Origin of the sequence: Mycobacterium hippophais, assembly GCF_027529605.1 — a bacterium.
Lineage (GTDB): Bacteria > Actinomycetota > Actinomycetes > Mycobacteriales > Mycobacteriaceae > Mycobacterium > Mycobacterium arseniciresistens.
On the sequence record NZ_JAPZPY010000001.1, the window covers coordinates 822,828 to 847,070 of the forward strand.

Here is a 24,243-nt window from a genome sequence, read left to right on the forward strand (position 1 = left end):
GATGGCGTGCCTACCGGAGTGGCGGGTGATATTGCGGCCCCGGGGCGAAGTGGTGCGGCTGCGAGGCCCAGAACTCCCGCACCATTCTCGCCTCACGCTTGAGCACCGCGAGCGCGAGCAGATTCCGCACGATCGCCAGCGGATTGAAGAAGACCATCGACAAAATGCCCCACCAGCCGAGCAACAGGCAGTGCAGGAGACTCGCCACGATCTTGGCGTGACACTGGGCGTAGCTGCCGGTGAAGGTGGAATCCTGCGCGAACCACAGCACCACGACGCCGGTGTGCCTCACCGTTCCCACCTGGTACTGCTGCTCCCCCGGCAGGACGTGCGTGCGCCCGTTGTGCGTGTACACCGCCTGTCCGTACCCCGGATGCGGCGGCTGCGGGTAACCGTGCGGCTGCGTCATGGGACCATCTTCCGCCACCCGGCGGACCCCCCGGTGCACCAATTCTGCGGCTAGAGAATGGCGCCCGAGGTGTACTTGGCCGCCTCCGGGTATCGGCCGACGAGGTCGTCGACCGCCCCGGCGACGCGGTCGACCTGATCGCCCGCCGCGCCGGTGAAGGCCTGCTTGTCGGCCAGCGCGGCGTCGAGCGCGGGCCGGTCGAGCGGCAGCCGCGGATCGGCGGCGAGGCGGTCCAGCAGATCCGGTTCCTGCCCCTTCTCCCGCATCGCCAGCGCCACCGTCACCGCATGCTCCTTGATCACCTCGTGCGCCGTCTCGCGGCCCACCCCGGCACGCACCGCCGCGATGAGGATGCGGGTGGTGGCCAGGAACGGCAGGTACCGGTCGAGCTCACGCTGGATCACCGCGGGGTAGGCGCCGAATTCGTCGAGCACGGTCAGGAAGGTCTCGGTCTGCCCGTCGATCGCGAAGAACGCGTCCGGCAGCGCGACCCGGCGCACCACCGAACAGAACACGTCACCCTCGTTCCACTGGGCACCGGCCAGTTCCGCGACCATCGACGCGTATCCGCGCAGCACCACCTGCAGCCCGTTCACCCGCTCGCAGGACCGGGTGTTCATCTTGTGCGGCATCGCCGAGGACCCGACCTGACCCGGCGCGAAGCCCTCGGTGACGAGTTCGTGGCCCGCCATCAGCCGGATCGTGTGCGCCAGCGACGACGGGCCCGCACCCACCTGCACCAGCGCGGAGATCACGTCGTGGTCGAGGGAGCGCGGGTAGACCTGCCCGACGCTGGTGAAGATCTCGCTGAACCCCAGGAACTCGGCGACCCGCCGCTCGAGGTCGGCGAGCCGGGCGGTGTCGCCGTCGAACAGGTCGAGCATGTCCTGCGCGGTGCCCATCGGCCCCTTGACGCCCCGCAACGGATACCGGTCGATCAACTCCCGCAGGCGCGTCAGCGCGACGAGCATCTCCTCTGCCGCCGAGGCGAATCGCTTGCCCAGCGTGGTGGCCTGCGCGGCGACGTTGTGGCTGCGGCCCGCCATCACCAGGTCGCGATAGCTGATGGCGCGCTCGGCCAGCCGGGCCACCACCGCCACACCGTGGGCGTGCACGAGTTCCAGCGATCGCCGGATCTGCAACTGCTCGACGTTCTCGGTGAGGTCCCGGCTGGTCATGCCCTTGTGCACGTGCTCGTGGCCGGCGAGCGCGTTGAACTCCTCGATGCGGGCCTTCACGTCGTGGCGCAGCACCCGCTCGCGCTCCGCGATGGACGTCAGGTCGACCGTCTCGAGCACCCGCTCGTAGTCGGCCACCACGCCGTCGGGCACGTCGACGCCCAGTTCCGCCTGGGCACGCAGCACGGCGAGCCAGAGCCGTCGCTCGGCGACGATCTTGGCCTCCGGCGACCAGATCGCCACCATCTCGTCACTGGCATACCGATTGGCCAGCACGTTGGGGATCGTCACGAACAGACAGCTTACGACCCGGATAGGGCAGGCTGACCCCATGTACTTCGTCGGACTCGACCTCGCCTGGGGTGAGCGGAACCGGACGGGCGTCGCGGTCGTCGACGCGGAAGGTCGGCTGAGGCACATCGGCGCCGCGCAGGACGACGGGAGCATCCTCGCGGCGATCGGTCCCTACGTCGCAGGCGACTGCGTCGTCGCGATCGACGCCCCGCTGATCGTGACGAACCCGACGGGCAACCGGCCGTGCGAAGCGGCACTCAACCGCGATTACCGGGCATTCCAGGCCGGCGCCCACCCGTCGAACACCGCGAAGCCGGAGTTCGCGAACGGCACCCGCGGCGCACGGCTGGCCGCCGCGATGAATCTAGATCTCGACCCGTTCTCCACCGGGCGGCGCCGGGCGTTGGAGGTGTATCCGCATGCCGCGTCGGTGGCGCTGTTCCGCCTCGGCAGAACCCTGAAATACAAGGACAAGCGCGGACGCAAGTTCGAGAAGATGCAGTCGGAACTGCTCAGGCTGATCACACTCACCGAGGGACTCGCGAACGCCGACCCCGCGTTGCACGTTGCCGAACACGACGACTGGCAGCGCCTGCGACAGTCGGTCGAGTCCGCCACCCGCAAGAGCGAACTGCGGCGGTCCGAGGATCCGGTCGACGCCGTGCTGTGCGCCTACGTCGGGCTCTACTCGGTGCGCAGGCCCGGTGACGTCACCGTCTACGGCGACGCGGACACCGGCCACATCCTCACCCCCGCGCTGCCTGCAGGGCTGACGCCACAAGCGGCGCAACCGATTCCGGACGTCGTTCGGGCGGCCATCGCGCACTACGAGGCCCGCCGACCCGGCCTGGTCACCGCCACCGATCACTACCTGCGGCTGGTCACCTCGCTTCTCGACGACGCAGGCATCAACTATCTGAGCGTGACCGCGCGCACCAAGACCGTCGAATCCTTCGCCGCCAAGGCCGAACGTGAGGTCGACGGCCAGCGACTCTTCAGCGACCCGCTGGCCGAGATCACCGACCAGATCGGGCTGCGCGTCATCACATACCTGCGCGAGGACGTCGACGCCGTCGCCACTCTGCTCACCGACGAGATGCGCCTGCTCGACGACCGCGACATGGGCCTGCAGACGGCGCGGGAAGGCCGGTGGGGTTATGCCAGCAGGCACCTGCTGGTCGGCGTGGAGGGCCAGCAGCAACCGGCGTCGATCCAGGTTCGCACGGTGCTGCAACACGCGTGGGCCGAGTTCGAGCACGACATCCGTTACAAGGGTTCGATTCCCGCCGAGCACGTTCCGGACCTCGACCGGCGGTTCACGCTGGCGGCCGGTCTGCTCGAACTCGCCGACCGCGAGTTCACCGCGATCCGTGAGCGACTGCGCGTCTCGCTGTCCGACGACGAGATGGCGGCCGAGGAGTCCGGCCAGTCCGCCGATCCCCGGATCGCCACCGCGGTGCTGGCGACGTACCTCGGCAACCGGTACGCCGAGGCCGGCTGGTCCCGCACCGACCACTACGGCTGGATCTCCGGGTTGCTGCTCGAACTCGGCATCACCTCGCTCGACGAGCTGACCGCGCTCCTCGACGGGGTGGACGCCGACACGATCGACAAGGCGATGGGTTACCGCTACCCGGCCGGTGCGGTACGCCGACTCGACGATGCGCTGCTGGCGATTTTCCGGGAACGCTATCTGCGACTGCACGGCAACGCCCACCGGGTGGAGCTGTTGCAGAACCGGCTCAAGCGGCTCTCGGGCGGTACGGACTCCTAGTCGGGTGGCTTCCCCAGATGCGGGTCCTTGATGCCGGCGTCGCGGATGCCGAGCTGACGGTTGATCAGCATGGTGATGAAGAAGAGCACGACACCGATGGCGACCAGGATCAGGGCCAGAATGTACTGCTGGGTGGGCCTGCCCGAGAACGGCAGCACCAGGTACAGCGACGCCAAGAAGCCGACGATCGGCAGCGCCGTCGGGGTCTTGAAGTGCCCACCCGCCGCTTGGACATCGCGCCTCAACACCAGCACCGCGACGTTGACCATCGCGAACACCGCGAGCAGCAGCAGTGACGTGGTGCCGCCGAGGATCGAGATCGCGCTGCTGTTGGCGAACGCCGTTACGTAGAAGATCAAGCCGAAGGCGATCAGCGTGGTGAAGAGGATCGCTACCCACGGGGTGAGGCGCCGGGGATGCACCGTGCCCAGCACCGGCGGCAGCACGTGCTGGCGGGACATGCCGTAGATCAATCTGCTCGCCATCAGCATGTTGATCAGCGCGGTGTTCGAGACGGCGAACATCGAGATGTACGGCAGGATCGTCTCGATCGGCAGGCCGGGCGCGCCGGCCTTGACGACCTCCACCAGCGGGGTGTCACTCGCCTCCAGCACGCCGACCGGCACCAGCGCGACGGCGACGATCGCCACGACGACGTAGACCACACCGGCGATCGCGAGCCCCGACAGCAGCACCTTGGGGAAGATCTTCACCGGGTCCTTGGTCTCCTCGGCCATGTTGACCGAGTCCTCGAAGCCCACCATCGCGAAGAACGCCAGCGAGGTGGCAGTGGTGACGGCCAGGAACACGTTCTTGTCCTGTGCGGTCTCGAACGCCACCACCCGGGAGAAGTCGACGTCTCCGCCGCCGCCGGTGAAGGCCCAGAGTCCGACGAAGATGACCAGCAGCAGGCCGGTGATCTCGATGATCGTCAGGACGACGTTGAGCTTGACGCTCTCACCGACACCGCGCAGGTTGACCATGGCGATCAGGGCCATGAAAAGCAGTGCGACGACGACGATCCCGACTTTGCCGAGGCTCCACTGGAATGCGTCGTCGAGAACGGTGTCGAGGTTCGCCGCGAAGAAGCGGGACGCGGTAGAGGCCGAGGTGATGCCCGAACACATCACCACGAAGGCCACCAGGAACGTGACGAACTGGATGCCGAAAGCCTTGTGGGCGTAGAGCGCAGCGCCGGCCGCCTGCGGATACTTGGTCACCAGTTCGAGATAGCTGAACGCGGTCACGGTGGCGATGAGGAAGGCGACGAGGAACGGGACCCACGCGGCGCCACCCACTTCGGCGGCCACGTCACCGGTGAGCGCGTACACGCCGGTGCCGAGGATGTCACCGACGATGAACAGCAACAGCAGGCCGGGGCCCATGACGCGCCGTAACTGCGGTTGCTCCTCGACGGTTTCGGTCTGACTCATGGGCTCCTCCGTGACGGTTGGTGCCCACCATCATGAGTCAGCGGCGACCGCCACGCAGCGTCATCCGGATTATTAGGTCAGTCGATGGGGGCCAGCACGTCGATCACGTCGACCAGGGTGGCCCTCGCCGTCGCACGGGGCCCGTCGCCGTCGCCCACCAGCGCCGCGACCACCGCCCCGTCCACGGCGCACACCAGCGCGGTGAGGAATTCGGATCGCACGGTCCGGCCGGACCGCTCGACCACTTCGACGACGGCGTCGGTGCGCTGCTGCAGGATTCGGCGTTGCACGTCCCGCAGGGCGGGCTGACGGGCGCAGGCGATGTAGCGCTCGTACCGCGAGATCAGTTCGTCGGAGCCGAAGGTGCCCGGCGACTCGCCGACGAGCAGATCCACCAGCACCTCGGCGGTCGACTCCGCGCCCCGGCGCCGCCGGGACAGGACGGCGACCCGCTGCTGCAGTTCGTCGGCCTCCCGGAGGCCGACGTGTTCCACAGCCTTGGTGACGAGGTCGTCGAGGGAGGAGAAATAGTAGGTCGTCGACGCCAACGGCAGGCCCGCTCGGCGCGCCACCGCCCGGTGCCGCACCGCGTCGAAGCCCCCTTCGCACAGCAGGTCCGCGGCGGCGCTGACCAGCGCATACCGTCGTCTCTCTCCCTTGGGAGTGACCGCTGCCGTCACGCCTTGCATGCTGCCAGTCACAGCGGAACGACATCGCGGTTTCGGCCAATCATCAGGCTTTGTTCAGGGAAGTCGGTCGCCGGCCGGCGGGTCCGGCCGCGATGGCATGATGGCCCGCATGCCTGACGTCAGCCGCCGCGCGATGCTGCGCCTGGGATTGGGCGCGGCCGCCGGCGCGGCAGGCGCCTACGCACTCGGCGCGACGGTGGACACCACGCCGGCCGGTGGGCCATCGGTGGCCATGACGAGCGCGGGCGCTCCGCTGGCACCGCCGCCCCCGCTGCAGCCGCCGCCCGCCGCGGCCCCCACCTATGTCACCGGTTCGTTCGTCTCGGCCGCCCGCGGCGGAGTCGAGACCAACTGGGCGATCGCCCGTCCGCCGGGGCAGTCCGGGTCCCTTCGACCCGTGATCGCGCTGCACGGTAAGGGCGCCGACGCCGCCGAGGTGATGGCGGGCGGCGTGGAACAGGGCCTGGCCCAGGCCGTCGACGCCGGCCTGCCGCCGTTCGCCGTCGTGGCGGTCGATGGCGGCGGGAGTTACTGGCACAAGCGGACTTCCGGTGAGGACTCGGGCGCCATGGTGCTCGACGAGCTGTTACCCATGCTGGGAACTATGGGCCTCGACACCTCGCGGGTCGGCTTCCTCGGGTGGTCGATGGGCGGTTACGGCGCCCTGCTGCTCGGCGCCCGCCTGGGCCCGGCGCGCACGGCGGCGATCTGCGCGGTGAGCCCCGCGCTGTGGACCTCGGCCGGGGCGGCGGCACCCGGCGCATTCGACGGCGCAGAGGATTACTCCGCCAACAGCGTGTGGGGTCTGCCTGCGCTCGCCGACATCCCGATCCGCATCGACTGCGGCGACAGCGACCCGTTCTACGCGGCGACCAAGCAGTTCATCGCGCAGCTGCCCAGCCCGCCCGCGGGCGGCTTCTCGCCGGGCGGGCACGACGGTGGGTTCTGGAGCTCGCAATTGCCCGCCGAGATCGCCTGGATGGCACCGCTGCTGGTCGCCTAGAGCGCGATCCGGCCTTCGGCGGCGGCGAGTCCGATGTCGGTCCGGAAGTGGCTGCCGGGCAGGCGAACCGACTCGATCAGGCGATAGGCCGCGGCGCGGGCGGCCGACAGGTCCGCACCGGTGCCCACCACCGACAGCACCCGACCGCCGGACGAGACGACGGCGCCGTCGTCGCGGCGCGCCGTACCGGCATGCAGCACGCCGTCGGCCTCCGACCCGGTGATCGCGTCGCCGACCCGCGGTCGGCCGGGGTAGTTCTCGGCCGCGAGCACCACCGTCACCGCCGCGCCCTCTCGCCAGCGCAGTTCGCCGAAGCCGGCCAGCTGCCCGGTGGCGGCGGCGCGCAGGAGCTGACCCAGCGGGCTGTCCAGCAGCGCCAGCACCGACTGCGTCTCGGGGTCGCCGAATCGGCAGTTGAACTCGACCACCGCCGGCCCGCGGGACGTGATGGCCAGCCCGGCGTACAGCAGCCCGGAGAACGAGCTGCCTCGCCGGACCAGTTCCGCGGCAACGGGTTTGACGATGTCGTCGACGATCTGCGTTGTGACCTCGTCCGGCAGCCACGGCAGCGGCGCGTAAGCGCCCATGCCGCCGGTGTTGGATCCACTGTCGTTGTCCCCGACGCGCTTGAAGTCCTGTGCGGGCAGCAGGGGTACGACGGTCTCGCCGTCGACGACGCAGAACAGCGACACCTCGGGGCCGTCGAGGAACGACTCGAGCAGCACCGGGTGGCCTGCGTCGAGCAGACCGGCGGCGTGCGCGCGCGCGGCGTCGCGGTCCGCCGTCACCACCACACCCTTGCCCGCGGCCAGTCCGTCGTCCTTGACCACCCACGCCGGATCCCCCGCCGCCGGCCCGAACCGGTCGAGCGCCTCGTCGAGGCGAGCGGGGGTGTCCACGATCTCGCTCGTGGCGGTGCGCACGCCGGCGGCGGTCATCACGTCCTTGGCGAACGACTTCGAACCCTCGATGCGGGAGGCGTCCTTGGTCGGCCCGAAGCAGTCGATGCCTGCCGCGCGCACCGCATCGGCCACGCCGAGCACCAGTGGCACTTCCGGACCCACCACCACCAGGTCGGCGCCGATGCGTTGCGCCAGTTTCGTCACCGCCTCGCCCGACGTCACGTCGACGTCGTACTGGTCGGCGATGACCGCGGTGCCGGCGTTGCCGGGCGCGACGGCCAGGGTCTCGACCTCCGGGTCGCGACGCAGCGCGAGCAGCAGGGCGTGTTCGCGGGCGCCGGATCCGATCACCAGGACGTGCACAGTCGACAACCCTAACGCGCCCGGCCGGGCATACACTTGACAGCAGAGTGTATGGTCGTGGTGAACGTGGCCCGCGTCACACAAGGAGGTATTCGCCGTGACCACCATGGAGAGCCGCTGTCCCTTCGGACCGGGGTATGACTTCACCGACCCCGACGTCCTGCTCAAGGGCATCCCGGTCACCGAGTTCGCCGAACTGCGCCGTACGGCGCCGGTGTGGTGGAACGAGCAGGCCGAGTCGATCTTCGACGACGGCGGCTACTGGGTGATCAGCCGGCACGAGGACATCAAGTCGATCTCGCGCAACGGCGATCTGTGGTCGACCAACCGCAAGGGCGCGGTGATGCGGCTACCCGAAGGGGTCACCAGCGAACAACTCGACCTGACCAAGGCGCTGCTGATCAACCACGACGCCCCGGAACACACCCGGCTGCGCAAGATCGTCTCGCGGCTGTTCACGCCGCGGTCGGTCGCCGCGCTGGAGGAGCGGCTCGCGGTGGCCGCCCGCGAGATCGTCAGCGCCGCAAGAGAACGAAACTCCGGCAATTTTGTTGACGATGTCGCGATGCCGCTCCCGCTGCAGGCCATCGCCGACCTGATCGGCGTACCGGAAGCCGATCGCGAGCGGCTCTTCCACTGGACGAACTCGATCATGAACACCGACGATCCGGACTTCGACTCGGACCCGACGACCGCCAACGCCGAGTTGATGGGTTACGCCTACACGATGGCCGAGGAGCGCAGGCGCTGCCCGGCCGACGACATCGTCACCCGGCTGATCGAGGCCGACATCGACGGCGAGTCGCTCGGTGACGTCGAGTTCGCGTTCTTCGTGATCCTGCTGGCGGTGGCGGGCAACGAAACCACCCGAAATGCCATGACACACGGCATGAACGCCTTCTTCGAACACCCCGACCAGTGGGAGCTGTTCAAGCGCGAACGGCCGAACACCGCGGTCGACGAGATCGTCCGCTGGGCCACCCCGGTGCACTGCTTCCAGCGCACCGCCCTCACCGACGTCGAGCTCGGCGGCGTGACGATCCGCGAGGGGCAGCGCGCCGGCCTGTTCTACAGCTCGGCAAACTACGACGAGGACGTCTTCGACAACCCCTTCCGCTTCGACATCCTGCGCGACCCGAATCCGCACCTCGGCTTCGGCGGCAACGGCGCACACTTCTGCATCGGTGCGAACCTGGCCCGCATGGAGATCAAGCTGATCTTCAACGAGATCGCCGACCAGATACCGGACATCGCGAAGCTGGCCGAGCCGCAGCGGCTGCGATCGGGCTGGATCAACGGGGTGAAGGACCTACAGGTCAGCTATCGCGGCTGAGCGCAACGGCTGACGTACCATCGGCCCATGCGCACCCACGGCTGGTCAGGCGCGGCGCCCGCGTCCGACGAGGAGGCCGTCGCGCGCATCCTCGCCGCGGCGGGCAGGGCGATCGACGAGCGCGGCGCCGACATCAGCATCGCCGACGTCGCCCGCACGCTGGGCGTCACGCGGCAGACCGTGTACCGGTACTTCCCCAGCACCGAAGCGCTGCTCGTCGAGGCGGCGGTGCACGCGGCCGCCGACTTCCTCGAGCGGCTCGCGACGCACCTGCAGGACATCACCGATCCGGTCGAGGCGGTCGCCGAGGCGATCGCCACCGCACTGGAGTGGCTGCCCAAGGACAAGCACATCGGCCTGCTCGTCACGCCGGGCCGGGCCGACGCCCACAGCGAGTCGGTGACCTCCGACGTCGCCCAGCAATTCGCGAACGCGATGCTGCGCCGGTTCGACGTCGACTGGACCGGTCTCGGCTACACCGACCGCGAACTCGACGAACTCGCCGAACACCTGCTGCGGATCATCCAGTCGTTCGTCGTCGACCCGGGCCGGCCGCCCCGCACCGGCGAGGACCTGCGCGCCTATCTGCGCCGCTGGGTGGGCGGCGCGGTCGCGCCGCGCTAGCTACACCACCGTCAGCGGCAGCGACTTGCGCTCCTCGAACTCCCACGTCGCTCCGCCACTGAACTTGGTGACCGCGACCTCGCCCAGCTCCTTCGAGGGAGTGTCGGTCTCGATGAAGCGCACCGTCCAGTCACTCTCGGTGCCGGAGACCTCCGCCCGCAGATGAGGGTCGACCGCCGTGGCGATCGCCTGCAGCGGCTTGTCCGAGACCGGCGACACCAGCGAGATCCAGGACTCGTCCTCGTGGGCGGGCGACGGTCGCACATGCACGAATCCCGGGTCGATGTCAGCCCACACGTAGGCGGCGGGATTGAGCAGCGGGTGCAACTCGAGCACCCGCAACGCGCCCTTGACATCGCTGGACAGCTTGAGCGCTCTATGGATTCGTTCGGCCGCGACCCCGGAGATACCGATCAGCTGTTTGGTGCGGATCGACCGCGCCAGCGCGGCATCGTCCTTCGCCCGCGCCTCGACCGCCAGCTTGAACGAATAGACGAGCAGGTGCATCTGCAGGCACACTTCGTCGGCGATCCGCACGAGCGCGGAATGCGAGAACGCGCCGAAGTCGACGTCGGCCAGCAACGGCCCCGAATAGTCCGCCCGACCCTCGTCGTCGCGGTCGATCGGGTCCAGCTCGGTGTGGTGCGCGTGGGTGGCGGCGACGACGTCCATCGCGGGAATGAACGGCACCTCAGGGTAGGACTCGTCGATGATCACCGTCCATCGGCAGTGCGGATGCTGATCGGCGGATGCCCTCGGCGGCCGGTGAACCGGCCGCACCTGAGCCTTGCGGTTGGTGGCCAGCGCGGTGGCGTCGAACGTGGGGTCCTCGATGTCGTGGCACATCCCGTGGACGTAGTCCTCGCCCATCGGCTCGACGTCGAGCAGTGCCCCGCAGTGGTTCAGGTAGAACTCGCCGTGCCACCGGTCGTGCACGACGTACCGGAAGTCCATGAACTGCGGCGGTGCGCCGATGTCGAGCTGCAGACCCTTGAAGAGGGTGAAGATGTCGACACCCTCGTAATCCAGCGCCTTCTGCATCCGCCTGGTGTACAGCGGACTCGACGCCGCCCACTCCTCGATGGCGATCTGCAACATCTCCTCGCGTCCCCACGCGCTGATGCAGTGCGCCATTCCGGACCGGTCGATGAGCTGGCCGATCAACAGCAGCTCGGGCACCAGCACGGCGAGCTCTTCGCGCGACAGCGCGGCGTACCTACTCATCATCGAGCTTGCTTCCCGAGTGCATGTTCAGCGCGGCGTTGACGTTGGCCTTCTTGTCCTCGCCCTTCTCGGCGGACTTCTTGCGCTGCTTGGCCACCTTCGTCACCACACCGTCGAGCTTCGAACCCAGCGGGAAGCCGAGGTAGTGGGTGAGGAAGATCGCCATCTCCTTGAGCTCGTCCTCGGTGAGCTCCTCGTTGGCGATCGCGGCGTTGGCCTGTATCTCGGCAAGGTCCGAGATACCAAGGGCCGTAACCACAGTCAGCGTCATGATCCGCTTGTCCCGCATCGACAGTCCCGGACGGGTCCAGATCGTCCCGAACAGGTGGTCGGCGGTCAGCGCGAAGTACTCGCCGGGCATGTCCGGCATCTCCCAGCCGTAGACCTCGTTCATCTTGTCGAGGCCCTTGCGGCGCAGTTCGTCCATGCTCACCCCTCCGTGCTGGACTCGACGTGCGGGACGCCGAGGCCGTCGGCCAGATTGTCCAGTGCCACCCGCGCCAGCGGAAGGTCGACCGAGACGGCCTCCCCCAGCGCGAGCGCGAGGCTGAGATCCTTCTCCCCCAGGCCGCGGGCATGCAGGAACGGCTCGTAGAGGAAGTGGTCGTGATCGAGGGGGCGCATGTCGTCGCGCATCATGATCGCGCCGGCGCCACTGGTCAGCGCATCGGTGTGACGCACCACCCGGCCGAGCTGCTGCAGGTCGATGCCCGCCTGCTCGGCCAGTCGCATCGCCTCGCATGCCGCCGCGTACGAGGTGAAGGTCAACATGTTGCGCGCCAGCTTCATCCGCGTCCCGGCGCCGGGCGCACCGGCGTGGATCACCATCGAGGCGAACTGCTTGAACGCCGGCTTGATGCGTTCGTACACCTCGCGGTCGGCGCCCACCATCACCGCGAGCTCGCCCTTGCCCGCGGCCGCCCCGCCACCGCTGACCGGCGCGTCGACGATATGGATGTCCTGCGGCCGGAGTTGCTCGGCCAGTTCGACGGCGGTCTCGGGGCTGATCGTCGAGTGGATCGCGATGACGGTTCCCGGCTTCGCGTGCTCGGCCAGCTCGGCGACCACCTCGCGCACCTGCGCGTCGTTGAGCACGGTGACGCTGATGATGTCGGCGCTCGCCACGTCGGCCACGCTGTCGGCCACCGACGCGCCGGCCTCGACCAGAGGGGTCATGGCGTCGGTGCGGACGTCGAACACGGTCAGCCCGCCGGGCCACTCGACCAGCCGGGCGGCCATCGGCGCGCCCATGTTACCCAGGCCGATGTAGCCGTACTTGGGATCACTCATCAGCGGATGATCTGTCCGCCGTCGACATTGAAGATCTGCCCCGTCACCCACTTGGCCTGATCCGACAGAAGGAACAGGCACATCCCGGTCAGGTCGTCCACTTCGCCCATGCGGGACAACGGGATTCCCTTGACGATGTCGGCGACCATCTCCTGCGGAGTGGTGGTGCGGTTGGCCTCGGTGTCGATCGGTCCCGGCGCGATCGCGTTGACGCGGATGTTCTGCCCGCCGAGTTCGGTGGCCAGCTGCTGAGTCAGGCCGTTGATGCCGACCTTGGCCAGGCCGTAGAAGTTCGAGTACAGCCACGCCGCGGTCGACGACTGGTTGACGATCGCGCCGCCGCCGCGCTTGGCCATCTTGCGGTACACCGCCCGGGTGCACACCAGCGCGCCGTCCATGTTCACGCTCATGAACTTCTTGTAGTAGTCCCAGTCGACGGTGATCAGGAAGTCCAGCTTCATCCCACCGAAGATGGCCGCGTTGTTCACCAGGTAGTCGATCCCGCCGAACTCCGACAGCGCCTGCGCCGCCATCTCTTTCGCGGAGTCCGGGTCGGAGACGTCGACACGCACCGCGAGCGCGTTGCCGCCCTCGCCCTTGATGCCGTCGGCCACCTTCGCCGCACCCTCGGTGTTGATGTCGGCGACGACGACGGCCGCGCCCTCACGTGCCAGCGCCTCGGCGTACGCCTGGCCGATGCCGCCGCCGGCACCGGTGACGATCGCCACCTTCTCCTTGAACTGGTCGCCGTACAAACCCATCACAGGCCTCCGCTTTCTACTTCGCTGCCTTGGCGATCGCCTTGATCTCGAGGTACTCCTCGAAGCCGGCGAGTCCCATCTCCCGGCCGATGCCGGACTGCTTGTAACCACCGAACGGCATGTCTGCCGAGTACCAGACTCCGCCGTTGATGTTGACCGTGCCGACGCGCAGCCGGGCGGCGATGCCCGCGGCGCGGTCCTCGTCCGCCGAGAAGACGGTGCCGGACAGGCCGAAGGGCGAGTCGTTGGCGATGCGGACGGCGTCGTCGTCGCCGTCGTGGGCGATCACCGTCAGCACCGGTCCGAAGATCTCCTCGCGCGCCACCTTCGCACTGTTGTCGAGGCCCGCGATCACCGTCGGCTCGATGAAGAAGCCGGTGTCACGGTCGGCGGGACTGCCACCGCCGCAGGCGAATCGGCCGCCCTCGGCGATCGCCGAGTCCAGGTAGCCCTGGATCCGGTCGCGCTGGCGCGCGGAGATCACCGGCCCGCAGATGGTGCCCGGCTTGTTCGGATCGCCCGGCTTCAGCCCGCCCATGGTCGCGGCGGCCGCCTCGACGGCCTCGTCGTACCGGGCCCGGGGAACCACCAGCCGCGTGGTGATCGCGCAGCCCTGACCGGCGTGCATCGACGCGGTGAACGCCGCCATCGAGCACGCACCCGCCAGGTCGGCGTCGTCGAGCACCAGGAACGCCGACTTGCCGCCCAGCTCGAGGAAGACCTTCTTCAGCGTGGCCGCGCCGTCGGACATCACGGCCCGTCCGGTGTTGGTCGACCCGGTGAACGACACCATGTCGACGCGCGGGTCCTTCGACAGCAGCGCGCCCACCGCGTGGTCGCTCGAGGTGATGATGTTGAGCACGCCCGGCGGGAAGTCGGTGTGCTCGGTGATCAGCTCGCCGAGCACCGCCGCCGCCCAGGGTGTGTCGGGCGCGGGCTTGAGCACCAGCGTGTTTCCCGCCGCCAGGGCGGGTCCGACCTTGGCGAGGTTGATCTGGTGCGGGAAGTTCCACGGTGTGATGGCGCCGACGACGCCGATCGCCTCCCTGGCGATCGTGCGGTGGGTCTTGATGCCCATCGGCGACGCGACACCCAGATCGGACGTCCACTCGTAGCCCTGCGCGGTGTCGGCGCAGAAGCTGAGATCCTCCACCGGACCCTCGAGCTGTGCGGCCGCCGTCAGCATCCGCGGCGCGCCCACCTCGGCGATGGTGAGGTCTCGCAGTTCCTCGACGTGGTCGCGCATCGCCTGCTGCAGCTGCCGGATGCACCGGACGCGCAGCTCGACGTCGGTCGACCAGCCGGTGTCGTCGAAGGCCCGGCGGGCGGCCTCGATGGCCGCACCCATGTCCTCGGCCGTCGCGTCCGCCGCGACACCGAGCGTCTCCTCGGTGGCGGGGTTGACCGTGGCGAACGTGCCGCCGCTGCCGGTCACCAACTTGCCGTCGACCAGCAGCCGACTCTCTCGATCGCCCAGCAGCGTCATCCGCACTCCCGTCTCGTCACTGGACAACTGTCCGGCGCTGTTCCGTCGAACCATAGCCTTCGGCCCGACCGCCCCGCAAGGCCCGGCCACCTGCGGCTCCGCCGTGACATCCGAAAAGCGCATGCGCACGGCCAATTTGCGGCTCCGGCTTGCCTCGCGGTGCAGACGTCGGATAACTTGGACATGTGTCCAGTGATGCAGTGGTCGCGATCACAGACGGCAGCTCGCCGGCCGACGTGGTCAAGGCGCCGCGCAACCGCCGGCAGGAGGAGACCTTTCGCAAGGTGCTCACCGCCGGGGTCGAGATGCTGCGCGAGTCGTCGTATGCGGATCTGACCGTCCGTGCGGTGGCGGCCCGGGCCAAGGTGGCGCCCGCCACCGCCTACACCTACTTCTCGTCGAAGAACCACCTGATCGCCGAGGTCTACCTCGACCTGATCAAGAAGGTGCCGTTCTTCACCGATGTGAACGAGCCCATGCAGGCCCGCGTCGCGCAGGCGCTGCGGGCGATGGCGCTGACGGTGGCCGACGAGCCGGAGGTTGCCGCGGCGTGCACCACCGCACTGCTGACCGGCACCGACCCGACCGTCCGCCAGGTGCGCGACCGCATCGGCGCCGAGATCCACCGCCGCATCCGTTCCGCGGTCGGCCCGGACGCCGACCCGCGTGCGGTCGCGGCCCTGGAGATGACGTTCTTCGGCGCGCTGGTCAACGCGGGCAGCGGCGCCTTCACCTACCACCAGATCGCCGACCGGCTGTCCTACGTCGTCGGCCTCATCCTCGGAGAAGACAAGTGACCGTTTCTGACGTCGTACTGGACCCGTACGACTACGACTTCCACGAGGATCCGTACCCGTACTACCAGCGCCTGCGCGACGAGGCGCCGCTGTACCGCAACGAGGCCCTCGGATTCTGGGCGCTGTCGCGCCACACCGACGTGCTGCAGGGCTTCCGCAACAGCACCACGCTGTCGAACAAGTTCGGCGTGTCACTGGACCCGGCGTCACGCGGACCGCACGCCGCCAAGACCATGTCCTTCCTCGCGATGGACGACCCGGCGCATCTGCGGTTGCGCACCCTGGTCTCCAAGGGCTTCACCCCACGCCGCATCCGCGAGCTGGAACCGCGGGTCACCGAGATCGCGGTGCAGCACCTCGACGCGATGATGGAGAAGGCCGACGGCGACGCGACCGTCGACTACGTCAACGAATTCGCGGGCAAGCTGCCGATGGACGTCATCTCCGAGCTGATGGGGGTGCCGCAACCCGACCGCGACCAGGTCAGGGCTTGGGCCGACGGGGTGATGCACCGCGACGACGGCGTGACCGACGTGCCACCGGAGGCGATCGAGGCGTCGATCAACCTGATCGTCTACTACCAGGAGATGGTCGCCCAGCGCCGGAAGAACCCCACCGACGACCTGACGACGGCGCTGCTGGAGGCGGAGATCGACGGTGACCGGCTCACCGACGACGAGATCCTCGGCTTCATGTTCCTGATGGTGATCGCGGGCAACGAGACCACCACCAAACTCCTTGCGAACGCCGCGTTCTGGGGGTACAAGAACCCCGACCAGCTCCAGCCGGTCTACCAGGACGAGTCCCGGATCCCGCTGTGGGTCGAGGAGACGCTGCGCTACGACACCTCCAGCCAGATCCTGGCCCGCACCGTCGCCGGTGATCTGACGCTGTACGACACCACCATCCCCGACGGCGACGTGCTGCTGCTGCTGCCCGGATCCGCGCACCGCGACGAGCGGGTCTTCGAGAACCCCGACGACTTCGTCATCGGCCGCGAGATCGGTTCGAAGCTGATGAGTTTCGGCTCCGGTGCGCACTTCTGCCTCGGCGCCCACCTGGCTCGCATGGAAGCGCGCGTCGCGCTGGCCGAGCTCTTCAAACGAATCCGCGGATACGAGGTCGACGAGGCCAACGCCGTCCGCGTCCACTCGAGCAATGTCCGCGGATTCGCCCACCTGCCCATGACCCTCCAGTCCCGCTGACAAGCCCGCCCGAGAGGCTCACGTTCCATGCCACGTTTTGCTCCACTTCCCGAACGCCGACCCGCCATCGTGGCCGGCGCCTCCTCCGGCATCGGTGAGGCCACCGCCATCGAGTTGGCCGCCCGTGGATTCCCCGTCGCGCTCGGCGCCCGCCGGGTGGAGAAGCTCGAAGACCTGGTCGGGAAGATCAACGCCGACGGCGGCGAAGCGGTCGGCTTCCACCTCGACGTCACCGACCCCAATTCGGTGAAGTCGTTCGTGACGCAGTCGATCGACGCACTGGGCGACATCGAGGTGCTGGTGGCCGGTGCCGGTGACACGTACTTCGGCAAGCTGGCCGAGATCAGCACCGACGAGTTCGAGTCGCAGCTGCAGATCCACCTCGTCGGCGCGAACCGGCTGGCCGCCGCGGTGCTGCCCGGCATGCTCGAGCGCCAGCGCGGGGACCTCATCTTCGTGGGATCCGATGTGGCACTTCGGCAGCGGCCGCACATGGGTGCCTACGGCGCCGCCAAGGCCGCACTGGTGGCCATGGTGAACAACTTCCAGATGGAACTCGAGGGCACCGGCGTGCGCGCATCGATCGTCCACCCCGGGCCGACCAAGACGTCGATGGGCTGGAGCCTGCCCGCCGACAAGATCGGGCCCGCGCTCGAGGACTGGGCCAAGTGGGGACAGGCCCGCCACGACTACTTCCTGCGCGCGTCGGATCTAGCGCGCGCCATCACCTTCGTCGCCGAGACACCGCGCGGCGGATACATCGCCAACATGGAGCTCCAGCCCGAAGCACCGCTGGCCGATGCGCCGGCCGACCGTCAACAGCTGAAGCTGAACGAGGAGAACCTGAAGCCATGACCACTGCGATCGTTCCCCGCGTCTCGGGCGGCGAAGAGGAGCACGGCCACCTCGAGGAGTTCCGCACCGACCCGATCGGCCTGATGAAGCGCATCCGGGAGGAATGCGGCGACGTCGGCTGGTTCCAGCTCGCCGACAAGCAGGTCGTCATGCTGTCCGGGTCCGAGGCCAACGAGTTCTTCTTCCGCTCCAGCGACAGCGAGCTCAACCAGGCCGAGGCCTACCCGTTCATGACACCGATCTTCGGCGAGGGCGTGGTGTTCGACGCCGACCCCGAGCGCCGCGCGGAGATGCTGCACAACACCGCACTTCGCGGTGAGCAGATGAAGGGCCACGCCGCCACCATCGAGAACGAGGTCAAGAAGATGGTCGCCGGATGGGGCGACGAAGGCGAGATCGAACTGCTCGACTTCTTCTCCGAGCTCACCATCTACACCTCGACGGCCTGCCTGATCGGGTTGAAGTTCCGCGAGCAGCTCGACAGCCGGTTCGCCCACTACTACCACCAGCTCGAACGCGGTACCGACCCGCTGTGCTACGTCGACCCCTACCTCGACATCGACAGCTTCCGCATCCGCGACGAGTCGCGGGTGAAACTCGTCGCCCTGGTCCAGGAGATCATGGACGGACGCATCGCGAACCCGCCCGCGGACAAGGCCGACCGCGACCTGCTCGACGTGCTGGTGTCGATCAAGGACGACGACGACAACCCGCGCTTCACCGCCAACGAGGTCACGGGGATGTTCATCTCGCTGATGTTCGCGGGCCACCACACCAGCTCGGGCACATCGGCGTGGACGCTGATCGAACTGATCCGCCACGCCGATACCTACGCCGAGGTGCGGGCAGAGCTCGACGACCTCTACGCCGACGGCCAGGAGGTGAGTTTCCACGCGCTGCGCCAGATCCCGAAGCTGGACAACGTGGTCAAGGAGACACTGCGCCTGCATCCGCCGCTGATCATCCTGATGCGGGTCGCGCAGGACGAGTTCGAGGTGAAGGGCTTCCCGATCCACAAGGGTGACTTCGTCGCGGCGTCACCGGCGATCTCCAACCGGATCGCCGAGGACTTCCCCGACCCCGACGCGTTCAACCCCGATCGCTACAACAAGCCCGAGCAGGCCGACGTCGCCAACCGATGGACCTGGATTCCCTTCGGCGCCGGCAAGCACCGCTGCGTCGGTGCGGCGTTCGCGCAGATGCAGATCAAGGCGATCTTCTCGGTGTTGTTGCGCGAGTACGAGTTCGAAATGGCCCAGCCCGCGGAGAGCTACCACAACGACCACTCGAAGATGGTCGTGCAGCTGGCCCAGCCGGCGAAGGTGCGCTACCGCAAGCGCGCTGCCGGCGGGCAGGAGCGCAGTGACCAGGGAATCGGAGAGGCCTGATCCGACATGGGTTGCTATCGAGTCGTGCTCGACGAGGACCTGTGCCAGGGCCACGCGATGTGCGAACTGGAGGCTCCCGACGTGTTCACGGTGCCCAAACGCGGCGTCGTCCAGATCCTGGACCCCGAACCACCCGACGAGCTCCGCGATGCCGTGGAGCTGGCTGTCGACATGTGCCCTACCCGAGCAATATCCATCGAAGAGAAGGACTGACAATGGCGTCACGTGAACAGCTCGAGAACTGGGTCGAGCGCTGGCTGCAGGCGAACAAGGACGCCGAGAAGGCCGGCGACTGGAAGCCGTTGGCCGAGTTCTACACCGACGACGCGACCTACGGCTGGAACATCGGTCCCAAAGAGGACGTGATGTGCGTCGGGAAGGACGAGATCCGCGACACCGCACTCGGTTTGGAGATGGAAGGCCTGGAGAACTGGTACTACGAATACCAGAAGGTGCTCATCGACGAGAAGCAGAACGAGATCGTCGGGTTCTGGAAGCAGATCGTCAACAAGGGTGACGGCACCCAGGACGAGATCTACGGCATCGGCGGCAGCTGGTTCCGGCTGAACGACGACCTCAAGATCGAGTGGCAGCGCGACTTCTTCGACTTCGGCCACGTGCAGAAGATGTTCATGAAACTCATCGAGTCCGGCGACCTCACCGCGACCATGCAGAAGCGCATCGAACGCAGCCTGGCCGGCGAGAAACTGCCTGGCTACTACCCCCTCGGCAACGCGCCGGTCCCGATCTGGTGACTCCCGGCCAAGCAGTTGCTTGGGGGCGGGTGTGACGCACCTAACTAATGCCTCTAGTCTGTGGTCACCGGCTCTATTGGAAGGCAGCTTTTGATGAAGACAAAAGGCGCTCTCATCTGGGAGTTCAACCAGCCGTGGTCGATCGAGGAGATCGAGATCGGAGACCCCGTCAAGGACGAGGTCAAGATCCAGATGGAAGCGTCGGGCATGTGCCATTCCGACCACCATCTGGTCACCGGTGACATCCCGATGGCCGGGTTCCCGGTGCTCGGCGGCCACGAAGGTGCGGGCATCGTCACCGAGGTCGGTCCGGGAGTCGAGGACATCGCGCCCGGCGATCACGTGGTGCTGTCGTTCATCCCGTCGTGTGGCAGGTGTCCGTCGTGTCAGGCCGGACTCCGCAACCTCTGCGACCTCGGCGCCGGGCTGCTCGGCGGCCTCGCGGTGTCCGACAACACCCATCGCATCCACGCCAAGGGCCAGCCCGTCATCCCGATGACGCTGCTCGGCACGTTCAGCCCGTACATGGTGGTGCACAAGAGCTCGGTCGTAAAGATCGATCCGTCCATCCCGTTCGAGGTGGCCTGCCTGGTCGGCTGCGGCGTCACCACCGGCTACGGCTCGGCAACCCGCACCGCGGACATCCGCCCGGGTGACGACGTCGCCGTGATCGGTGTCGGCGGCGTCGGCATGTCGGCGCTGCAGGGCGCCGTCAACGCCGGGGCGCGCAACATCTTCGTGATCGAGCCGGTGGAGTGGAAGCGCGACGCGGCGCTGAAGTTCGGCGCCACACACACCTACCCGGACCTCGAGTCCGCATTCGCCGGCATCGCCGAAGTCACCTGGGGCCTGATGGCCAAGAAGGTGATCGTCACGGTCGGCGAGCTGAAGGGCGCCGACGTCGACAGCTACGTCAACCTCACCTCCAAGGGTGGCACCTGCGTGCTGACCGCGATCGGCAGCCTGCTCGACACCAACGTCACGCTGAACCTGGCGATGCTGACGCTGATGCAGAAGAACCTGCAGGGCACCATCTTCGGTGGCGGCAACCCGCACTACGACATCCCGCAGCTGCTGTCGATGTACAAGGCGGGCAAGCTCAACCTCGACGACATGATCACCCGCCAGTACCAACTCGAACAGATCAACGACGGGTACAAGGACATGCTCGAGGGCCGCAACATCCGCGGCATCATCCGCTACACCGACGCGGACCGCTGACCGTGGGCACCGACACCGCCCAGCAGACGCCGGTGGTGACCGCGTCGGAGTCGTCGTGGCGCTGCGTGCAGGCCGGCGACAAGGACGGCTGGCTGGCCCTGATGGCCGACGACGTGGTGCTCGAGGATCCGATCGGCCAGGCGGTCACCAACCCGGACGGCAATGGGGTGCGGGGCAAGCAGGCGGTGTCGGAGTTCTTCGACGCCAACATCGGCCCCAACCAGCTGACCGTCACCCGGGAGGCGACATTCGCGTCGAGTTCCCCGACGGAGATCGCCTACATCCTGGTGCTGCGCACCCGCTTCCCCAACGGCTTCGTGGCCACGGTGCGGGGCGTCTTCACCTACCGGGTGAACGACGACGGCCTGATCACGAACCTGCGCGGCTACTGGAACATGGAGGACTCGATGGAGTTCAGCCAGGAGGGCGAGGGCGATTAGCGCAGGCCCGCTCGACGGGCGTGGCGCGGTCGTCGTCGGCGGCTCGCGGGGTGTGGGCCTCGCGGTGGCCTCGCTGCTCGCCGCGCACGGCGCGGGAGTGGTGCTCAACGGCCGAGATCGCGACGCGGTTGCCGTTGCCGCGCAGGGCATCCCGGGTGCGCACGGTGTCGCCGGCTCACCCGCGGACCCCGAGGTGGCCGACGCGCTCGTCGACGCGTGCGTGCAGGAGTTCGGCCGCATCGACATCCTGGTGAACTGCGCAGGCACCGCCGAGCCGCCGGGGTCGTCGATTCTCACGGTGACCAGCGGGGAGTTCCGCGAGCTGCTCGACGCACATCTCGGCACGGTGTTCGAGACGTGCCGGGCCGCGGCGCCGCGGATGGTCGCCCAGGGCGGCGGCGCGATCGTCAACACCAGTTCGTTCGCGTTCCTCGGCGACTACGGCGGCACCGGCTATCCGGCCGGGAAAGGCGCGGTCAACGGGCTCACGCTGGCGATCGCCGCGGAACTCAAGGGAAAGGGCGTCCGGGCGAACGTGGTCTGCCCGGGGGCGAAGACCCGGCTCTCGACCGGTCCGGAGTACGAAGCACACATCGCCGACCTGAACCGGCGTGGCCTGCTCGACGACGTCAGCATGCAGGGCGCACTCGACGCCGCACCGCCGGAGTACGTCGCCCCGGCCTACGCCTACCTGGTCAGTGACCGGGCCCGCGACATCACCGGCCGGATCTTCATCGCCGCGGGCGGGTTCATCGGCGAATTCGCCCGGCCTGCACCCGGTTTCATCGGTTACCGAGACCACCACGATTCGCCGCCGTGGACCCACGACGAATTGGACGCGCTACTTTCCGCACGTTGACCGCCGACAGTACGGTTGTTGACGGTTCTACTCGCGTATCGCGTCAACAACCGTAGCCTCGGCGGCGAGAGCGATCTGGCATGCTCGTGGCCATGGCCACCGTCTTCACCAAGATCATCAACGGAGAACTGCCGGGCCGATTCGTCTACGAGGACGACGACATCGTCGCCTTCCTCACGATTCAGCCGATGACGCCGGGCCACACACTCGTGGTCCCTCGCGCCGAGATCGACCAGTGGCAGGGCATCGAACCCGCGGTCTTCGGTCGCGTGATGCAGGTGGCGCAGCTGATCGGCAAGGCCGTCATCAAGGCGTTCCCCGCCGAGCGCGCCGGGCTGATCATCGCCGGCCTCGAGGTGCCACACCTGCACGTGCACGTCTTCCCGGCCCGGGATCTCGCGGACTTCGGCTTCGCGAACGTCGACAACAATCCCTCGCCGGAGTCGCTCGACGACGCTCAGCGCAAGATCAAGGCCGCGCTCGCCGAACTGACCTGAGGCGTCACACCCGCGAAGAGTTGTCCGCCGAACTCGCCGCCACCGGCGTCTCCGAGATCCGCGGCAGCTGCACACGGAACCGGCAGCCTTCGCCGGGCGCGGTGGAGACGGTGACCGTCCCGCCGTGCGCGAACACCAGCGAGTCCACGATCGACAGCCCAAGGCCGGTGCCGCCGCTGGCCCGGGCCCGCGACGAATCTGTCCGGTAGAACCTCTCGAACACCCGCTGCGCGTCCTCCGGACTCATACCGGGACCCTCGTCGCACACTTCGAGCACCGCATCGTCGCCGTCGGTGCCGACCCGCAGTGCGATGCCTGCGGTCTCCGGGGTGTGCTGCAACGCGTTGGCGACGAGATTGCCGAGCACCTGACGCAGCCGGGCCTCGTCCCCGAGCACCTCGGGCGTGCCCGGACCGTCGAACACGTCAAGGGTGATCGAGCGCTTCGGCGCGATCGACCGCGCGTCATGCACCGCGTCGGTGGCCATCGCCAGCAGATCGACCCGGCGCTGCTCGAGCGGGCGCTGCGCATCGAGACGCGCCAGCAACAGCAGGTCCTCGACGAGCAGGCCCATCCGTCGCGACTCGCTCTCGATGCGGCTCATCAGCATCTCCACATCGCGGGCCGCGCCCTGGCGGTACAGCTCGGCGAACCCGCGGATGGTCGTCAGCGGGGTGCGCAGTTCGTGGCTGGCATCGGTGATGAAGCGGCGCATCCGCTCCTCGGAGGTGCGGGCGTCCTCGGCCGACGACTCCGAAGACGCCACCGCGCGCTGGATCTGAGCGAGCATGCCGTTGAGCGCCAGCGACAGTCGGCCCACCTCGGTGCGCGGGTCGCGCTGCGGAACCCGGCGGTCGAGCTGGCCCGCGGCGATGGCGGCCGCCGTCTCCTCCACCTCGGTCAGTGGTCGCAGGCTGCGGTGCACCACCGCATAGCCCAGCACTGCGAGCACCAGGAGCACCGCGGCGCCGATCCCGGCCTGGGACCACACCAGCGCGCGGACGGTCGACTGCACGTCGGACAGGTCGACGGCCACCGTGGTGACGGTGCCGTCGGGCCCACGCACCGTCATCGCGCGCCAGGTCACGTTCGAGTGGTCGACCGAATGGACGGTGACCGGTTCGGGGCCCACGTCGTTGTCTTCGGGCAGCACCGGTTCGGCGTCGCGGTCGTTGACCGCCATCCACATCCGGCCGTCCGGGTCGACGCCGCGGACGTAGAAGTTCGACGGCGGCCGGGCCGGGTTCGGCCCCTCCGCGGGCATCGACGACGACCGGGCGGGGGCCTGCGCCCATCCGCGCGACGCCTCGAGCAGCGTCTGGTCGACCCGGTTTTCCAGGCTGTGCCGCATGATCGTGGTGACGGCGATGCCCGAGGCCAGCAGGCCGCAGGCCACCAGCACCAGGGTGGCGGCCACCAGCCCCACCCGCAGCGGCACGCCCTGCCGCACTATCGGCGCCGTC

The 24,243-nt window shown here is 68.3% G+C and carries 25 protein-coding genes; 14 read left to right on the forward strand and 11 right to left on the reverse strand.

What is annotated here, in order from left to right:
• Positions 1-10 precede the first annotated feature (10 nt).
• Positions 11-409, reverse strand: a complete 399-nt coding sequence (locus O6P37_RS04120) for a hypothetical protein (RefSeq protein ID WP_269892843.1) — start codon at positions 407-409, stop codon at positions 11-13.
• A 50-nt stretch (positions 410-459) separates the two neighbouring features.
• Positions 460-1,878, reverse strand: a complete 1,419-nt coding sequence (gene purB, locus O6P37_RS04125; protein WP_269892844.1) for an adenylosuccinate lyase — start codon at positions 1,876-1,878, stop codon at positions 460-462.
• A gap of 40 nt (positions 1,879-1,918) precedes the next feature.
• Between purB and relZ the strand changes: the two genes are divergently transcribed.
• Complete coding sequence (gene relZ / locus O6P37_RS04130) at positions 1,919-3,655, forward strand: bifunctional ribonuclease/(p)ppGpp synthase (protein WP_269892845.1); 1,737 nt, start codon at positions 1,919-1,921, stop codon at positions 3,653-3,655.
• On the opposite strand, the gene O6P37_RS04135 is transcribed toward relZ, so the two are convergent.
• Together O6P37_RS04135 and O6P37_RS04140 are read right to left on the reverse strand one after the other, a co-directional pair.
• Positions 3,652-5,088 (reverse strand): APC family permease, encoded by a 1,437-nt coding sequence (locus tag O6P37_RS04135; protein ID WP_269892846.1) that lies wholly within the window; start codon positions 5,086-5,088, stop codon positions 3,652-3,654. The genes relZ and O6P37_RS04135 overlap by 4 nt on opposite strands.
• Positions 5,089-5,165: 77 nt before the next feature.
• Positions 5,166-5,777: a TetR/AcrR family transcriptional regulator gene (locus O6P37_RS04140; protein ID WP_264013984.1), complete on the reverse strand. Its 612-nt coding sequence runs from the start codon at positions 5,775-5,777 to the stop codon at positions 5,166-5,168.
• 97 nt (positions 5,778-5,874) lie between these two features.
• Between O6P37_RS04140 and O6P37_RS04145 the strand changes: the two genes are divergently transcribed.
• Entirely contained in the window at positions 5,875-6,780 is a 906-nt protein-coding gene (locus O6P37_RS04145; RefSeq protein WP_269892847.1) for an alpha/beta hydrolase, read from the forward strand.
• On the opposite strand, the gene purD is transcribed toward O6P37_RS04145, so the two are convergent.
• Complete coding sequence (gene purD / locus O6P37_RS04150; RefSeq protein WP_269892848.1) at positions 6,777-8,045, reverse strand: phosphoribosylamine--glycine ligase; 1,269 nt, start codon at positions 8,043-8,045, stop codon at positions 6,777-6,779. The two genes, O6P37_RS04145 and purD, sit on opposite strands and share 4 nt — an antisense overlap.
• Positions 8,046-8,151: 106 nt before the next feature.
• Between purD and O6P37_RS04155 the strand changes: the two genes are divergently transcribed.
• Both O6P37_RS04155 and O6P37_RS04160 read left to right on the forward strand, forming a co-directional pair.
• A complete protein-coding gene (locus O6P37_RS04155) occupies positions 8,152-9,378 on the forward strand; it encodes a cytochrome P450 (protein WP_408633110.1) in 1,227 nt (408 codons plus the stop codon).
• Between the two features lie 27 nt (positions 9,379-9,405).
• Complete coding sequence (locus tag O6P37_RS04160; RefSeq protein ID WP_269892850.1) at positions 9,406-10,002, forward strand: TetR/AcrR family transcriptional regulator; 597 nt, start codon at positions 9,406-9,408, stop codon at positions 10,000-10,002.
• Here the strand turns inward: O6P37_RS04160 and O6P37_RS04165 are convergent, their stop codons facing one another.
• From O6P37_RS04165 to O6P37_RS04185, 5 genes are read right to left on the reverse strand one after another with little or no spacing between them, the layout of a single operon-like run.
• Positions 10,003-11,229, reverse strand: a complete 1,227-nt coding sequence (locus O6P37_RS04165; RefSeq protein ID WP_269892851.1) for a hypothetical protein — start codon at positions 11,227-11,229, stop codon at positions 10,003-10,005.
• Positions 11,219-11,653: a carboxymuconolactone decarboxylase family protein gene (locus O6P37_RS04170; protein ID WP_264013990.1), complete on the reverse strand. Its 435-nt coding sequence runs from the start codon at positions 11,651-11,653 to the stop codon at positions 11,219-11,221. The genes O6P37_RS04165 and O6P37_RS04170 overlap by 11 nt, the downstream gene beginning before the upstream one ends.
• 2 nt (positions 11,654-11,655) lie before the next feature.
• Entirely contained in the window at positions 11,656-12,516 is an 861-nt protein-coding gene (locus tag O6P37_RS04175; protein WP_269892852.1) for an NAD(P)-dependent oxidoreductase, read from the reverse strand.
• Positions 12,516-13,277, reverse strand: coding sequence for an SDR family oxidoreductase (locus tag O6P37_RS04180; RefSeq protein WP_269892853.1), 762 nt, complete (start codon positions 13,275-13,277; stop codon positions 12,516-12,518). Before O6P37_RS04180 ends, O6P37_RS04175 begins: the two co-directional genes overlap by 1 nt.
• Positions 13,278-13,293: 16 nt before the next feature.
• On the reverse strand, positions 13,294-14,763 hold the full coding sequence (locus O6P37_RS04185; RefSeq protein ID WP_269892854.1) for an aldehyde dehydrogenase: 1,470 nt from the start codon (positions 14,761-14,763) through the stop codon (positions 13,294-13,296).
• A gap of 185 nt (positions 14,764-14,948) precedes the next feature.
• Between O6P37_RS04185 and O6P37_RS04190 the strand changes: the two genes are divergently transcribed.
• The 10 genes from O6P37_RS04190 (at position 14,949) to O6P37_RS04235 (ending at position 22,780) form a co-directional block, all read left to right on the forward strand.
• Positions 14,949-15,560, forward strand: coding sequence for a TetR/AcrR family transcriptional regulator (locus O6P37_RS04190; RefSeq protein WP_302912522.1), 612 nt, complete (start codon positions 14,949-14,951; stop codon positions 15,558-15,560).
• A complete protein-coding gene (locus O6P37_RS04195) occupies positions 15,557-16,765 on the forward strand; it encodes a cytochrome P450 (RefSeq protein WP_269892855.1) in 1,209 nt (402 codons plus the stop codon). The genes O6P37_RS04190 and O6P37_RS04195 overlap by 4 nt, the downstream gene beginning before the upstream one ends.
• Positions 16,766-16,792: 27 nt before the next feature.
• Positions 16,793-17,620, forward strand: coding sequence for an SDR family oxidoreductase (locus O6P37_RS04200; protein ID WP_269892856.1), 828 nt, complete (start codon positions 16,793-16,795; stop codon positions 17,618-17,620).
• Positions 17,617-19,008: a cytochrome P450 gene (locus tag O6P37_RS04205; RefSeq protein WP_269892857.1), complete on the forward strand. Its 1,392-nt coding sequence runs from the start codon at positions 17,617-17,619 to the stop codon at positions 19,006-19,008. The genes O6P37_RS04200 and O6P37_RS04205 overlap by 4 nt, the downstream gene beginning before the upstream one ends.
• A gap of 6 nt (positions 19,009-19,014) precedes the next feature.
• Complete coding sequence (locus O6P37_RS04210; protein WP_269892858.1) at positions 19,015-19,221, forward strand: ferredoxin; 207 nt, start codon at positions 19,015-19,017, stop codon at positions 19,219-19,221.
• A 2-nt stretch (positions 19,222-19,223) separates the two neighbouring features.
• A complete protein-coding gene (locus O6P37_RS04215) occupies positions 19,224-19,763 on the forward strand; it encodes a nuclear transport factor 2-like protein (protein ID WP_264013998.1) in 540 nt (179 codons plus the stop codon).
• Between the two features lie 93 nt (positions 19,764-19,856).
• A complete protein-coding gene (locus O6P37_RS04220) occupies positions 19,857-20,984 on the forward strand; it encodes an NDMA-dependent alcohol dehydrogenase (protein ID WP_264013999.1) in 1,128 nt (375 codons plus the stop codon).
• A 2-nt stretch (positions 20,985-20,986) separates the two neighbouring features.
• Entirely contained in the window at positions 20,987-21,424 is a 438-nt protein-coding gene (locus O6P37_RS04225; protein ID WP_408633098.1) for a nuclear transport factor 2 family protein, read from the forward strand.
• Positions 21,420-22,283 (forward strand): SDR family NAD(P)-dependent oxidoreductase, encoded by an 864-nt coding sequence (locus tag O6P37_RS04230; protein WP_269893168.1) that lies wholly within the window; start codon positions 21,420-21,422, stop codon positions 22,281-22,283. The genes O6P37_RS04225 and O6P37_RS04230 overlap by 5 nt, the downstream gene beginning before the upstream one ends.
• A 92-nt stretch (positions 22,284-22,375) precedes the next feature.
• The gene (locus tag O6P37_RS04235; protein WP_269892859.1) at positions 22,376-22,780 is read left to right on the forward strand and encodes an HIT family protein; all 405 of its coding nucleotides are present in this window, start codon (positions 22,376-22,378) and stop codon (positions 22,778-22,780) included.
• Positions 22,781-22,784: 4 nt separating this feature from the next.
• Here O6P37_RS04235 and O6P37_RS04240 read toward each other — a convergent pair whose 3' ends face one another.
• Positions 22,785-24,230: a sensor histidine kinase gene (locus O6P37_RS04240; RefSeq protein ID WP_408633111.1), complete on the reverse strand. Its 1,446-nt coding sequence runs from the start codon at positions 24,228-24,230 to the stop codon at positions 22,785-22,787.
• Positions 24,231-24,243 lie beyond the last annotated feature (13 nt).